Annotated in this window: 12 protein-coding genes; 10 read left to right on the top strand and 2 right to left on the bottom strand. The window is 66.4% G+C overall.

Annotated features, from left to right (window positions below; genetic code table 11):
* Positions 1-9 precede the first annotated feature (9 nt).
* From CAP13_RS02680 to CAP13_RS02690, 3 genes are read left to right on the top strand one after another with little or no spacing between them, the layout of a single operon-like run.
* The gene (locus tag CAP13_RS02680) at positions 10-993 is read left to right on the top strand and encodes a metal ABC transporter substrate-binding protein (protein WP_085830110.1); all 984 of its coding nucleotides are present in this window, start codon (positions 10-12) and stop codon (positions 991-993) included.
* Between the two features lie 51 nt (positions 994-1,044).
* Positions 1,045-1,767: a metal ABC transporter ATP-binding protein gene (locus CAP13_RS02685; protein ID WP_085830111.1), complete on the top strand. Its 723-nt coding sequence runs from the start codon at positions 1,045-1,047 to the stop codon at positions 1,765-1,767.
* On the top strand, positions 1,760-2,599 hold the full coding sequence (locus CAP13_RS02690) for a metal ABC transporter permease (RefSeq protein ID WP_342743195.1): 840 nt from the start codon (positions 1,760-1,762) through the stop codon (positions 2,597-2,599). Before CAP13_RS02685 ends, CAP13_RS02690 begins: the two co-directional genes overlap by 8 nt.
* Before the next feature lie 535 nt (positions 2,600-3,134).
* Here CAP13_RS02690 and CAP13_RS02695 read toward each other — a convergent pair.
* Both CAP13_RS02695 and CAP13_RS02700 read right to left on the bottom strand, forming a co-directional pair.
* Positions 3,135-4,514: an ATP-binding protein gene (locus tag CAP13_RS02695; protein ID WP_085830717.1), complete on the bottom strand. Its 1,380-nt coding sequence runs from the start codon at positions 4,512-4,514 to the stop codon at positions 3,135-3,137.
* Positions 4,507-6,306 carry a TerB N-terminal domain-containing protein gene (locus CAP13_RS02700; protein ID WP_085830112.1) on the bottom strand — a complete coding sequence of 600 codons (1,800 nt, stop codon included), beginning with the start codon at positions 6,304-6,306 and terminating at the stop codon, positions 4,507-4,509. The genes CAP13_RS02695 and CAP13_RS02700 overlap by 8 nt, the downstream gene beginning before the upstream one ends.
* Before the next feature lie 170 nt (positions 6,307-6,476).
* Here CAP13_RS02700 and CAP13_RS02705 point away from each other — a divergent pair, with 170 nt between their 5' ends.
* The 7 genes from CAP13_RS02705 to CAP13_RS02735 form a co-directional block, all read left to right on the top strand.
* Positions 6,477-7,676, top strand: a complete 1,200-nt coding sequence (locus CAP13_RS02705) for an MFS transporter (protein ID WP_085830113.1) — start codon at positions 6,477-6,479, stop codon at positions 7,674-7,676.
* 176 nt (positions 7,677-7,852) lie between these two features.
* A complete protein-coding gene (gene coaE, locus CAP13_RS02710; protein ID WP_085830114.1) occupies positions 7,853-8,218 on the top strand; it encodes a dephospho-CoA kinase in 366 nt (121 codons plus the stop codon).
* Positions 8,208-8,795 carry a lytic transglycosylase domain-containing protein gene (locus CAP13_RS02715; RefSeq protein WP_425429819.1) on the top strand — a complete coding sequence of 196 codons (588 nt, stop codon included), beginning with the start codon at positions 8,208-8,210 and terminating at the stop codon, positions 8,793-8,795. The genes coaE and CAP13_RS02715 overlap by 11 nt, the downstream gene beginning before the upstream one ends.
* Before the next feature lie 108 nt (positions 8,796-8,903).
* A complete protein-coding gene (gene uvrB / locus CAP13_RS02720) occupies positions 8,904-11,153 on the top strand; it encodes an excinuclease ABC subunit UvrB (protein ID WP_085830115.1) in 2,250 nt (749 codons plus the stop codon).
* Between the two features lie 156 nt (positions 11,154-11,309).
* Positions 11,310-11,963, top strand: a complete 654-nt coding sequence (locus CAP13_RS02725) for a hypothetical protein (protein ID WP_085830116.1) — start codon at positions 11,310-11,312, stop codon at positions 11,961-11,963.
* A 295-nt stretch (positions 11,964-12,258) separates the two neighbouring features.
* Entirely contained in the window at positions 12,259-13,095 is an 837-nt protein-coding gene (locus CAP13_RS02730; RefSeq protein ID WP_085830117.1) for an Mrp/NBP35 family ATP-binding protein, read from the top strand.
* Positions 13,096-13,149: 54 nt separating this feature from the next.
* Positions 13,150-13,672 (top strand): FAD-dependent oxidoreductase (locus CAP13_RS02735; RefSeq protein ID WP_179184901.1); only part of this gene is annotated, 523 nt, incomplete at its 3' end.

Genomic DNA, 13,672 nt, shown 5'->3' on the forward strand with positions numbered 1-13,672 from the left:
GCCCGCATCATGAGTACACCCGCACGCATCGCCCATCCCATCTCCCGCCGCAGTGCCTTGGCCGCATTCGGCCTCGCTGCCCTCGGCGGCCAGGCCCTGCTCGCCGGCTGCGCCCGCGCCGGCTCCAACACCGGCTCGTCCGCATCCGGCGCGCTTCAGGTGGTTGCAAGCATGTACGTCATGGAGGATTTCACGAAGAAGATCGGTGGCGACCTGGTTGACGTCACGACCCTCGTGCCCTCGGGCACGGAGCCCCACGACTGGGAGCCGTCGGCGCGCGACATCGAGGGCCTGCAGTCGGCGGCTCTCTTCGTGTACAACGGCGCTGGCATGGAGCATTGGGCAGACGATGTCGTCTCCGGCCTCGACGCGTCGAAGGTGGTCGAGGCCTCGTCCGGGATCACCCTGCTCGAGGGGGACCACGATCATGATTCCGAGGATGGGGACGACGGGCATGACCACGATGAGGTGGAGTACGACCCGCACGTGTGGTTGAGCCCAAAAAACGCTAAAGCGGAGCTCGCGAACATTCGCGACGGGCTCAAGCGCGTCGATCCCGATCACGCGAGCGACTACGACACCGCCTTCGAGGAGCAGGACCGCGCCTTCGATGAGCTCGACGAGGAGTTCAGGTCCCGCCTGTCCGACCTGCCGAACAAAACCATCGTCGTCAGCCATGCGGCGTACGGCTATCTCTGCGAGGCCTACGGGCTCACGCAGCGCGCCATCACCGGCGTCGACGCCGAGGGCGAGCCCGACGCGAAGACGATGGCCTCCATCATCGATTTCGTCAAGGAGAACAACGTCAAGACCATCTTCACGGAGGAGCTCGTGAGTCCGAAGGTGGCCCAATCCATCGCAGACGCCACGGGGGCCGAGTGCCGTGTCCTGAGCCCCGTTGAGGGCCTGACCGAGGAGCAGGAGAAGGAGGGTGCCGATTACCTCTCCCTGATGCGTGAAAATCTCGACACCCTCGTCACCGCGTTGAGTTAAGGGTATCCGTATAATATCCGCGATTCGCAAACGCATGGGAAGGGGCGATCGATGGAATCGGGATCGGATAGGACGGCGGTTCGCGTCGTGAACGCGGTGTGCGGCCACGGTCGCGAAACCGTCCTCACCGGCACCGATCTCACGGTCGCCCCGGGCGAGCTTGCGGTCATCACCGGGGAGAACGGGGCCGGCAAGTCAACGCTGCTTCAACTCATCCTCGGTGAGATCAAGCCGGCTGCGGGTGAGGTGCGCATCTTCGGCATCGACCCAGCGCATTTTCGAGACTGGGGGCGGGTCGGCTACGTCCCGCAGCGGACCGATGTCCCATACGAGCGGTTCCCCGCCTCGGTGCACGAGGTCGTCAAGGCGAACCTGTACGCGCTCAGGCCCTCGCTTCCGCGCTTTGGTGCGCGGGCCGTCGCTTCGGAGCGCGTGTCGCGCGCACTGGCGGCCGTCGACCTCGCGGGCTTCGAGCGCCGCATGATCGGGGAGCTCTCGGGTGGCCAGTTCCAGCGCGTCCTGCTCGCGCGCGCCCTCGTCTGCGAGCCGGGACTGCTCGTGCTCGACGAGCCCACAAGCGGGCTTGACGCCCACGCGGCGCGGAGCTTCGAGGAGCTTCTTTCCGATTTACGCCATACCCGCCCCGATCTTGCGGTCCTCCTGGTCACCCATGACCTCGAGCGTTTGGCGGGCCTCGATGCGACTCTCTATCGCCTTGAGTCGGGGCGGCTCGCCGCCCTCACGCCTGAGGAGGGCGGACACCACCATGCCTGAGATCTTCGCCTATGCCTTCATGCAGCGCGCCCTCATCGCTGGCCTCGTGATTGGCGTCGCCGTCCCGCTCGTGGGCGTCACCGTGGTGCTCAAACGGCTCTCCATGATCGGTGATGCACTTGGCCATGCCTCGCTCGCAGGCGTGGCAGCCGGTCTCATCGCCGGGTTGAACCCTGTGGCAGGAGCCGTTGTCGCCTGCGTCTCCTCAGCCTTCTGCATCGAGGGGATCCGTCGCGTCATGCCGGCTCGTGCCGATCTCGCGGTGGCCGTCATCATGGCAGCGGGCATCGGCCTCGCCGGTGTGCTGTCTGGTTTCGTGCCCAACTCGGCGACCTTCTCGAGCTTCCTGTTCGGCAGCATCGTCACGGTGGGGGATGCCGAGCTCGTCACCGTCATCGGCGTGGGTGCCGCCGTCATCCTGTTTTGCACGCTGCTCTCACGCGAGCTCTTCTGGGTTGCCCTCGATGAGCGCGCGGCACGTCTCGCCGGCGTGCGGACGGGCTTCGTGAACGCCGCCTTCGTGCTTGTCTGCGCGCTCACGATCTCGATCGCGTCGCGCACCGTGGGGTCCCTGATCGTGAGCTCGATGATGACGGTCCCGGTGGCATCGGCCATCGCGGTCTCGCGCAGTTGGCGCCAGTGCGTGTTCGTCGCCTGCCTGGTGGGCGCCGTCTCGTCGCTTGCGGGCCTCGTGCTCTCGTTCTACGTCGGCCTCAGGCCCGGCGGCGCCATCGTCCTCGTTGAGGTCGGGATCTTGATCTCCCTGCTCCTGGTGCGCGGTGCGGTGTCCCGACTTCGTCGCCGTGCGGATGCCGAGGCGGCGGTCAGGTGAGGGCTGGTGGCCTCGTGGGCGAAGGGAGATGGAGGTCGGTGGCTTCGAGTCGATCGCGGAGGGTTGGCGGTCGCGTGGGTGAAGGGCGCCGTTGGGACCCGTCGTTGCCTGTGGACGCGCGGATCTGCGGACCTCGCAGACCGCGTGGGGTGTTCATCGGCAGGCATGAGGGGTCTGGGAAACGTGCTTCGGCAGCCGGTTCCTGGCAGATCTCAGAGAAACGGGACTTCAGAACGTACTTCGGAGGCGCTTTCCGCAACTGCGCTGGATAACACGCTTTAGAGGCGCTTTCTGCAACTGCGCTGGAAAACCTACTTTGGCAGCCAGTTTTTGGCAGATCCCGAAGAAAGGGACCTCCAAAACACACTTTGAAGGCGCTTTTTGCAATCGCATTGCAAAGCATACTTTAGTGGCCAGGTTCAGGCAGATCCCAAAGATCAGCGCCTATTGAACATACGTTGGAGGCGTTTCCTGCAACCCACCCCGCCCCTGAGAGCGCGCATCGCCACCTGCGCCGTAGCCTGCCGCCGCGTCCCTAAATCGTGAACTCCGTGAAGTCGCGTCGGCCTCCGGCTATCGTGTCTCCGTCTCCACCGCCGGAAACCGTACCCGGTCCGGCGCCCATGGCCCCATCCCCGGAAACCCCACCTGCTCCCGTGGTCGCGCTTCCACCACTGGCTCCGCTCCCAACACCCTGTTCGCCGGCGAGTAGATCGCCCAGGCTCTTGCTGGGGTTCTGGTACATGATGTCCAGCAGCTCGATGAAGTCGCGGATCACCTCGCGGGGTGTGAGGTGCGAGTCCGCGCCCACGCGGGAGAACTCAATCCGCAGGAAGGCGACAAGGTCATCCACCGTGAGCTTCGGCTCGTACCCGAAATACCCGGCGTGGATCTCGGCCAGTTTCTCGATGAGCACGAGCAGCTCCTCGTAAGAGAGCGGATGCAGGCGGATGATGGGGGCGAGCATGTCGCGTACCTCGTCGCTTGCGAAGCGGCCCTGCGTGAGCCGGCTCCTGAGCGCCTCGTAGGAGAAGACACCACGTCGACGGTCCTCGATCGAGGTGGGTGTCCCGCCCATGATGATCCCCAGGTGCCGTGCCTTGCCCTGCAGGGTGTCGTTGTACATCGTCAGGATCTTCTCATAGTTGTACTGGCGCGTGACGGCGTTGGGGATCTTGAAGAGGTTCACGAGTTCGTCGATGAGCACGAGCAGCCCATGGTAGCCAGCGGCGACGAGGAAGGTGGCCAGCAGCTTCACATAGTCGTACCAGTCGTCATCGGTGATGATGCGCGAGATCCCGAGGTCCGCCCTGGCCTCGGTGCGGGTGCGGTACTCACCCCGCAGCCAGCGTTGCACGTTCGCGCGGGTGTCATCATCGCCCTCCTGGGCCGCCTCCCAATAGCGTAGGAGCATATGAGAGAAGTCGAATCCGTGGACGAGCTCGGTGAGCCCGCTGGTGAGCTTTTCGGCTCCGGCACGCTCGGGCGTGGCGGCTACCCAGCGGTCGAGCACGAGACCGAGGGCCCCGCCCTCAGGACGGGTCTTGGTTGAGAGGTTGCGGATCAGCTCGCGGTAGGTGGCGAGTCCCTGCCCTTGGCCGCCTTGCAGGCGCCGCTCCGGCGAGAGGTCGGCGTCGGCCACCACGTACCCTTCGCCCATGGCATGGGTGCGTATGGTCTGCAGCAGGAAGCTCTTGCCCGCGCCGTAGCGACCCACGAGGAATCGGAAACTCGCCCCGCCCTCGCGGATCAGGTCGAGGTCCGTGAGCAAGGCGCGGATCTCCGTCTCGCGACCCACGGTGATATAGGGGAGCCCGATGCGGGGCACCACGCCTCCCTTGAGCGAGTTCAGGATGGTGGCCGCTACGCGCTTCGGCACGCGGGGCGCTGTGGGCGCAGGGCTGCTCTCACTCATCATCGTTCACAATCCTCTCGATATCTTCTTGGTAGTCCTCAATGAGCTGAGGTCCCTCGGGGCCGAACTCGAGGACGGTGTCACCCAGGAGGTCGAAGAGTTCCTCGTTGATGGCGTCGACGAGAAGGTCCTCGGTGGTGCCTGCCTCGGCGCGTGCGTCCATGGCCGCGCGCGCATCCCCCGCGACCAGGGCGCGAAGGTAGGCGACGTGCGCCGCGGGCAGGGCACCCGTGCCTATGGGCGGCTCGGGCGCGGACCCCTTGCCTTCAATGGTCTCCGGCGCCGCGTCTTCCAGCTGCAGGCCGGACCCGACCGCAGGCTTTGGTGCGTCCAGGGCCTCTCTCGACTCATCTGCCCGCTCATCGGGTGCCCCGGCCTCGTTGGGAGCGGTCCCGGTCTCAGCCACGGTAGCCGCCTCATCCGGGTGGAGCTCGGGCTCATCCTGCGCCTCATCTGCTGCCGCAGGGTTCACCGTCGGAAGCGGACCCTCCTCGCGCTCCTCATCGATCAGCAGGGACTCACGTGTTTCGGCCGCGGCTCGCCGAATGTCGGAGAGTTGGCTGAGATCGAGTCCGATCCGCACGGGCTCGTGCGCCTGCATCCAGGCAATGCGGGCGGCGACCTCCTCATCGATGATCTTCGCCAGGTACTTGGGCACGGGGTCGAGGGGCTCGAGCGGATGCGGATGACCGAGCGCCTCGCGAAGCCGGCGGTCGGTCTCACGCAGCGCCCGCCCGATCTCGGTGGAGCGTTCAGCGGCGCTGAAGAGGCGCGCGCAGCTCCAAAGTCCATCCTTGCACTCGTACCGGTGGTACGGGCCAACCGCGTACACGGTATCTGGATGGGCCGCTGGATCGAAGAACACAGCCGAGGAGAACATGGTATAGGGGAGTTCGGCCACCGATCCGAAGGCGCTCTCGATGAGATCAGAGCCGCGCTTGGCGTGATGCTCGTGCAGGCGCAGGTAGACGGCGCAGGCAACATGACGGAGGTCGCCCGCATGCTCGGACAGCAACGGGCTGCGCCCGATCCGATAGCTGGAGAGCGCGGAGAGAAGGTCGAACAGACGGCCCTCGAGGGCGTCTCCCAGCGGTGGGAGGCCTTGCCGCCGCTGCCGGGACGGCGGCATGAGAGGCACAGCCTCGCGCGTGGCGTCTGTGAGCGCGCCAACCGAGCGCTCATGCGAGATGGCGGGAAGATCGGCGACGAGCGCCGGGTCGAGCCCGTGGTAGGCGGCGTAGTCGAGCAACCAGACGGGGAGTTGATGATCGAGCTTGGGGATCTTCTCGCGCATGGATCGCCAGAGCTCCCGCATGAGCTCGAACCCGTGCGCGGGCTCATCGACCCCAATGCCGCAGATGAGCTCGTAGAGGTACACGAAAGCGAATGCAGCGGGTGCCGCGTCATCGGGTTCTCCGCGCCGCATCTGGGCGCGCCACGTGAAGTACCCCCTCATCTGGCGGTTGCTCATCGCGTTGTACGTGGGGTAGGGGGTCTTGAAGCTTCCCCGGTACGGGCAGTCGTCCTCCCAATCGGCCATGAAACGGGCCTGACGGTAGAAGTGCTCAGCTTCCGAGAGCCACCGCGACCGCCCTGCCGTCGTGGTGTCCAATCGGGAGATCGAGCGCATCTCAAGGTAGCGATCGGGCAGGTAGGTAGCCATCTGCCGTCCCGTGGTGAGGATGGGCTCCCCGCTGGCGACGCGCTCGGAGAAGTGGGAGCTCTCGCGGAGGCGCTCGCTTCCCATGACACGGTTGATGATCAGCTCCGCGATACCGCGCTCTGTCGCCATGCCCCTCCTCTCGGCAGACTGCCATCGGTGACCCTCAAGTATACCATCAGGTCACAAACAGATGTTCGCATGACGTGGACATCCTGAGAATCATGAGGGTCCGCGTCCGAGCCTGCGGCAGGCGGTATAATCGCTGGGCTGAATCGGCAGGATGAGAGGCGGGATCGCGCATGGCGGATCGCAGCAGGGACGGTATGACGATCGGGCACTGGCTGCCCCTGCTGGGCATCACGCTCTCAGCTTTCATCTTCAACACCTCCGAGTTCATGCCAATCGGCCTGCTCACTGATATCGGATTCACCTTCGGGCTCACTGAGGCCGGCACCGGGGTCATGATCAGCGTGTACGCCTGGAGCGTCATGCTCCTCTCGCTGCCGCTCATGATCGTGGGCTCGCGGCTCGAGTTCCGCCGGCTCATGCTCATCGTCCTCGCGGTCTTCTCCGCCGGTCAGTTCCTCTCGGCGGCGGCCCCGAGCTTCCCCATCCTCGTCCTCGCCCGTCTCGTCGTCGCCTCGGCCCATGCGATTTTCTGGTCCGTCGCCGCGGTCATGGCGACTCGCCTGGTCGATGAGAGCCACGGCCCGCTGGCGATCTCGATGGTCGCGACGGGCACCTCCATCGCGATGATCTTTGGCCTGCCGCTGGGCCGCGCCATCGGCCTCGCGGTGGGCTGGCGCATGACCTTCTTCCTGGTGGGCGCCATCTCGGTGGCGGTCCTCATCTACCAGGCCATCTGCCTGCCGCCCATGCCCGCCGGCGAGCCCTTCCGCCTGGGCCAGCTGCCCTCCCTGCTGAGGAACCGCCAACTCGTCGCCATCTTCGTCGTCACCCTGCTGTTCGCCTCCGCCTACTACACGGGGTACAGCTACATCGAGCCCTTCCTCGCACGGGTGGGCGGAATCGAGGCCGGGGCCATCACGGGCGCCCTCACGGTCTTCGGCGTGGCGGGGCTTGCCGGCAGCGCGATCCTCACGCGCCTGTACGATCGGCACCGGTCCTTCTTCATGAGCCTGTCGATCGCCGGCGTGGCGGCCTCGCTCGCCCTCCTCGTGCCCGCGGCCGGCTCGCTCGGCCTCGTGATCGCGGTCTGCGTGCTCTGGGGTATCTGCGGCACGATGTACAGCATCGCCTTCCAGGCCGAGGTCATCCGCGCCACCGACCGGGACACCTCGTCGGTCGCCATGTCGATCTTCTCCGGCATCTTCAACCTCGGCATCGGGAGCGGCACGGCGTTCGGGGGCGTGGTCGTGACCGCCCTCGGCATCGAGTCGGTGGGTTTCGTGGGCGCCGCGATCGGCGCGGCCGCGCTCGTGTGCTGCCTCGCCACCTTGGTCCTGCCCGCGGCGTCGAAGGTCCGCGCGAAGGCCTAGCACCCCGCCTGGCTGCGAATTTGGACGGAAGCACGGTCGCTTCCGTCCACCTCGGGCTTCGGCCTCGCCCACGACTTCGCCGCGCGCCCGCCGCACGCAGGCACCCTCGTGGTGTCTTCCCGCAGACGCGCGCCATCCCTTGCGGCCCGCTCCGCGCTCAGTGAGAATAGGCGGCTATGAAAACGATCTTCATCATAGGCAACATCGCTTCGGGCAAATCCGCCGCCGCTCGCCACCTCGAGAGTCGGGGTGCCCTGCGCATCGATCTCGACGAGCTGGCCCGCAGCCTGTACGTGCCCGACTCTGCGTTGGTTGATGCCATCGCGAGTGAGTTCGGCCCCGAGGTGCTCGATACCGACGGCGGCATCGACCGCGCCGCGCTCGCCCGGCGTGCCTTCGCCTCTCCGGAGGACACCGCGCGCCTCGATGCGCTCGTGCACCCCGTCTTGGTGGGGCAGCTCGCGAATCGGCTGATGCCCGGTGTTGGCTGCTGTCCCTTCTACCCATNCGCGCCGCGCAAGGAGCCCGACCATGATGTCTAAGCGCCCCCGCCTCCTCGCCTGGTATCGCGTCCTACCCATGCTCGCCGTCCTCGCGGTGGGGTTGATCGCAGCCGTGTACTCCTTCGCCCCGGGCCTCCTGTTCAAGGCGATCTACCCGCTCAAATACGAGTCCGAGATCACGGCCTCGGCGGCCCGCCACAACGTCGACCCCTATCTGGTGGCGGCGGTCATCCGCACGGAGTCGAGCTGGGATGCCACCGCCCAATCGTCCACCGGCGCGCGCGGGCTCATGCAGCTCATGCCGGAGACGGCGCAGGACATGGTCGACAAGGGCCTGGTTGACGGCAGCTCCTACAGCGCGGAGAACCTCGAGGACCCGGCCACCAACATCGAGTTCGGCTGCGCCTACCTGGCATATCTGAGCTCCTACTTCAACGGGGCGACGGATCGGGCCATCGCCGCCTACAACGCCGGTATGGGGAACGTGGACAACTGGGCCCAGGAGGACACGACCCTCCACAACGCCATCACCTTCCCCGAGACCCAGGCCTATCTCGTGCGGGTGAACAACGCGTACGACCGGTACCGCCAGATCTATCCGACGGCGTTCGCGTAAACCCGGCGCTTTCGGGTACCGTGCAGGCGAGCCCCTCGCGCGTTGACGCGAAGGGGGGAACATGTGTACGATGCAAGGCATCTACACCCTGAGCACCGGAGGGGCGCAATGGAGCATTTCGAGGTTGAGCGCGTCGGCGGCGAGCTCAAGCGGTTCGGCCAGGCGGGCGCGCCGGCGGCCTTTGAGGTCGTCTCACCCTACCAGCCCGCCGGCGATCAGCCGGAGGCCATAGACTCCCTGGTCAAAGGCGTTGAGGATGGAGACCGCTACCAGGTGCTCCTAGGCGTCACCGGTTCCGGCAAGACCTTCACCATGGCGAAGACCATTGAGGCGCTCGGCAAGCCCACCCTCGTCATGGCCCCCAACAAGACACTCGCCGCCCAGCTCGCGAGCGAGCTCAAGGAGTTCTTCCCCAACAACGCCGTCGTCTATTTCGTCTCCTACTACGATTACTACCAGCCCGAGGCCTACGTGCCGCAGTCAGACACCTACATCGAGAAGGACGCCTCCATCAACGAGGAGGTGGAGATGCTGCGCCACCAGGCCACGGCGAGCCTGCTCTCCCGCCGCGACGTGATCGTGGTCGCCTCGGTCTCATGCATCTACGGTATCGGCAGCCCTGAGGACTACGCCGGGCTCGCCCCCAACGTGGACCGCAAGGTGCCCCTCGAGCGCGACGACTTCATCCACGCCCTCATTGACATCCAGTACGACCGCAACGACTACGAGCTCAGCCGCGGCACCTTCCGCGTGCGCGGGGATGTCGTGGACGTCTTCCCGCCGTACGCCGAGCACCCCTTGCGCTTCGAGTTCTTCGGCGACGAGGTTGAGCTCATCGCCGAGATCGACGAGGTCACCGGCGAGATCACCCGCGAGTACGACGCCATCCCCGTGTGGCCGGCCTCCCACTACGTGACGGAGAAGCCGAAGATCACCGCCGCCCTGAAGACCATCGAGGAGGAGCTCGAGGGCCGCGTGGCCGAGCTCCGCGCGAGCGACAAGCTGCTCGAGGCCCAGCGGCTGCAGCAGCGCACCGATTACGACCTCGAGCTACTCGAGACCATGGGCTTCACCAACGGCATCGAGAACTACTCGCGCCACCTGGACGGCCGCAAGCCCGGTGAGCCGCCCTTCACCCTCATCGACTACTTCCCCAAGGACATGCTCTGCATCATCGATGAGAGCCATGTGACGGTCCCGCAGATCCGCGGCATGCACGAGGGGGACCGGTCTCGCAAGGTGACGCTCGTGGAGCACGGCTTCCGCCTGCCCTCTGCCTTGGACAACCGTCCGCTGCGCTTCGACGAGTTCGAGGCCCGCATACCCCAGTTCATCTACGTGAGTGCCACGCCGGGCGACTACGAGCTGCGCGTCTCGCAAAACGACGTCGAGCAGATCATCCGCCCCACGGGCCTGCTCGATCCCAAGATCGACGTGCGCCCCGTGCGCGGACAGATCGACGACCTCCTGGATGAGGTCCGCGAGCGCACGGCACGGCATGAGCGCGTGCTCGTGACGACCCTCACCAAGCGCATGGCGGAGGACCTGACGGACCATCTGCTCGACGCCGGCGTCAAGGTCAACTACATGCACTCCGACACCGCGACCATGGACCGCGTCGAGATCCTGCGCGATCTGCGCTGCGGCACGATCGACGTGCTCGTCGGCATCAACCTGCTACGCGAGGGCCTCGACCTGCCCGAGGTCTCCCTCGTTGCCATCTTGGACGCTGACAAGGAGGGCTTCCTGCGCAACCGCCGCTCCTTGATCCAGACCATCGGCCGCGCGGCCCGCAACGCCGAGGGCCAGGTCATCATGTACGCCGACACCATCACGGATTCCATGCGCGAGGCCATCGACGAGACGGCGCGCCGCCGTGCCATCCAGGAGCGCTTCAACGAGGAGCACGGCATCAAGCCCATGACGGTGCGCAAGGCCATCAACGACATCTCAAGCTTCATCGCCGAGGCCAACGAGTCCGTGGGGAAGCGCGACCGCTCACGCGGGGACACCCTGGGCCACGGCGCCTTCTTCACGCCCGCCGAGGACGGGACGGAGGGCGCGCCCGGCGTTGAGACGTCGACGGGCCAGCGTCTCGCCGAGGAGCTCGCCGACCTGCCGGCAGATGAGCTCGAGCGCGTCATCATGCAGATGGAGGACGACATGCGCTCCGCGTCGGAGGCGATGGACTTCGAGGAGGCCGCGCGGCTCCGCGACGCCGTCGTGCACCTGCGCGCGCTCTCGCAGGGATCTTCGGAGGACGAGGTCATCGCCGCGCTCAAGCGCGACGCGCGCAAGGGGTCGGCCTTCGCGGGCGGCCGCCAGCGCCGCGGATTCACGCCGCATATGAAGCACTGAGGACGTCGCTCGGCACATTCGGCCGCCCGGCATCGGACGGAGTCGGACACCTGCCCGCCCGAGCCGTTCGGCACCTGCTCTGAGCTGCTATACTGAGGGACTGAAGAGACGCGGCCCGCTGCCGCGCATGCACATCGAGTGGAGGGTCGATCTGCGATGAAGAACCTGTTGGAGAAAGCTGCCCGCGTGAAGTGGAACCTCGTCATCATGGCGGTGTTCTGCGTCCTCTACGCTGCCTACATCTACGTAACCCCCGCCAGCGGTGGTGAGGGGACCTTCATGATCACGCCCGTGACGGGACTTCCCGGCATCTTGGCCCAGCTCCCTTGGATCGGGATCTTCCTCGGCGCGGTTGGCATCATCGCCTCGTTCGCCTCAACCTCTGGCTGGATCCTGAGCTGGACGGAGATCGCGCTCTCCCTCGTCATGTTCGTCGCGGGGTTCTGGGAGCTGTTTTTCCCGTACGACATCCGCGTGTTCTCGCAGACCTTTGCCTTCGTGGGCATCTTCCTGTCCTTCTACGTGATGTTCATCTCCTGGGAGATGGACCGCGTCTCGAAGGGGCTCTGGCTCGTTGAGCTTGCCATCGCCGCGGCCACCTGGATCACCTCCTTCGTGAACATCATGGACTTCGCCGGCAGCGGCGCCACGCAGGGGCTCGCCTCGCTGACCCTCTACCTTGCCGGCTTCGGCTTCGCGTACGGCGCCATCGTGCTCAGCGGCACGGGCTCCATCGAGGATTCCATCGCCGCCCCTGCCCGCTTCCTCAAGGAGCGCCGCGCGGCGAAGGCGGGCGCCTCCGCTGCCTAGGGTTCTACCTAGGGTTTAAGAGGGTTTGCGGTGTGTCCCCGCTCGCGGAGGGTGCGCTCCGCTTGACAACGCGCACGTGAACGCCGACCGGTGTGCCCCCTATGCTTGCGGAGGGCGCGTCCGAAAACTACCACAGGGGGTCAAAGCCATGTAGCGCCCCCGCTCGCGGAGAGTGCGTAGCGCAACTCATGCCATGGATTCGGGCCGTCCTGCGGGGCGGCCCGTTTCTCATCTGGGTACAATGGGGCGGCAGCGCGGGCGGAGTGCCTGCGCGCCTCACAGGAAAGGACGTGCCATGGGGTGCGAGCATGCAGATGCGGCGGGCGGGAAGTCCGCGCCGCAGCAATTCGACGAGAACAAGCTGTCCGAGGTCAAGCGCGTAATCGCGGTGCTCTCAGGTAAGGGCGGCGTGGGAAAGTCCCTGGTCACCGGCGCGATCGCCACGGAGCTGGCACGCCGGGGCAAAAAGGTCGGCATCCTCGACGCCGACATCACCGGCCCCTCCATCCCCCGTATGTTCGGGATGAGCGGCAAGCACGCCGGCGGAATCGGCAACCTGCTGCTGCCGGAGATCTCAAAGCACGGGGTCAAGGTGATGTCGAGCAACCTGCTCCTCGCCAACGAGACCGACCCGGTGCTCTGGCGCGGACCGGTGATCGCCGGGGCGATCCGCCAGTTTTGGTCGGAGACGAGCTGGGGTCCCTTGGACTACCTGCTCGTTGACATGCCCCCGGGGACCGGCGACGTCGCCCTCACGGTCTTTCAGTCCCTGCCCGTCGACGGCTTGGTGATCGTCACGAGCCCGCAGGACCTGGTCAGCATGATCGTGGCCAAGGCGGTGAACATGGCCGAGAAGATGAGCGTCCCCGTGCTCGGGGTCGTCGAGAACATGAGCTATGTGACCTGCCCCGACTGCGGAAAGAAGATCGAGGTCTTCGGCGAGAGCAAGCTCGATGCCGTGGCGACCGAGCATGGCCTCGACATCCTGGGGCGCCTGCCCATCGATCCGGCGCTCGCCGCCGCAAGCGATGCGGGGACCTTCGAGGACGTCCTGCCTGAGGGCTTCCTGCCCGAGGCCGTCGCAGCGGCGGAGGCTGTGGCACCGCATGCGGTGGAGGATTCCGCGGAGTAGCGGTTTTGCGATTCGCCTGAGACCTCGGGTGCAGCTGTTTTGAGAGGAGATGCGGTGGGCGGTCATGGGGACGGATTCGACGTTGCCGTCATCGGCGGCGGCGCCTCGGGGCTCGCCGCTGCGATCGCAGCCGTCCGCGCCGGGTCCCGCGTCGCGGTGATCGAGCGCGATGTGGCCGCAGGGCTCTCCATCCTCGCCACGGGCAACGGCCGCTGCAACCTCTCGAACGGCCGCCTCGATGTCGATCGCTACCTCGATCCCACCTGGGCCCACCATGTGCTGGGAGAAGGGCCTGAGGATCTGATTCGAAGCTTCTTCGAGGAACTCGGTCTGGTTATCTGCGAAATCGAGGGCCGCTGGTACCCGGTGACGCGCCGGGCCGCGAGCGTGCGCGATGTGCTGCTCGCTGAGGTCGAGCGTCTGGGAGTCACGTTGCTCTGCGGGGCGGATCTCGCTGCTGCCCGGCTGTCTGACGATCGCTGGGAGTTGGAGCTCGAGGAACCGGCCCGGCCCATCCACTTTGACGGCGATACCCGCCGCGCGCGGCGCGCCCTCGCCGCCGCCCCGCGTCGCACGC

Origin of the sequence: Collinsella vaginalis, from assembly GCF_900176655.1 — a bacterium.
Classification (GTDB): Bacteria; Actinomycetota; Coriobacteriia; order Coriobacteriales; family Coriobacteriaceae; genus Collinsella; species Collinsella vaginalis.

Coding starts and splice junctions, on each gene's coding strand:
- CAP13_RS02680 (WP_085830110.1), top strand. CDS start 10: ATGAGTACACCCGCACGCATCGCCCATCCCATCTCCCGCCGCAGTGCC.
- CAP13_RS02685 (WP_085830111.1), top strand. CDS start 1,045: ATGGAATCGGGATCGGATAGGACGGCGGTTCGCGTCGTGAACGCGGTG.
- CAP13_RS02690 (WP_342743195.1), top strand. CDS start 1,760: ATGCCTGAGATCTTCGCCTATGCCTTCATGCAGCGCGCCCTCATCGCT.
- CAP13_RS02695 (WP_085830717.1), bottom strand. CDS start 4,514: ATGAGTGAGAGCAGCCCTGCGCCCACAGCGCCCCGCGTGCCGAAGCGC.
- CAP13_RS02700 (WP_085830112.1), bottom strand. CDS start 6,306: ATGGCGACAGAGCGCGGTATCGCGGAGCTGATCATCAACCGTGTCATG.
- CAP13_RS02705 (WP_085830113.1), top strand. CDS start 6,477: ATGGCGGATCGCAGCAGGGACGGTATGACGATCGGGCACTGGCTGCCC.
- CAP13_RS02715 (WP_425429819.1), top strand. CDS start 8,208: ATGATGTCTAAGCGCCCCCGCCTCCTCGCCTGGTATCGCGTCCTACCC.
- uvrB (WP_085830115.1), top strand. CDS start 8,904: ATGGAGCATTTCGAGGTTGAGCGCGTCGGCGGCGAGCTCAAGCGGTTC.
- CAP13_RS02725 (WP_085830116.1), top strand. CDS start 11,310: ATGAAGAACCTGTTGGAGAAAGCTGCCCGCGTGAAGTGGAACCTCGTC.
- CAP13_RS02730 (WP_085830117.1), top strand. CDS start 12,259: ATGGGGTGCGAGCATGCAGATGCGGCGGGCGGGAAGTCCGCGCCGCAG.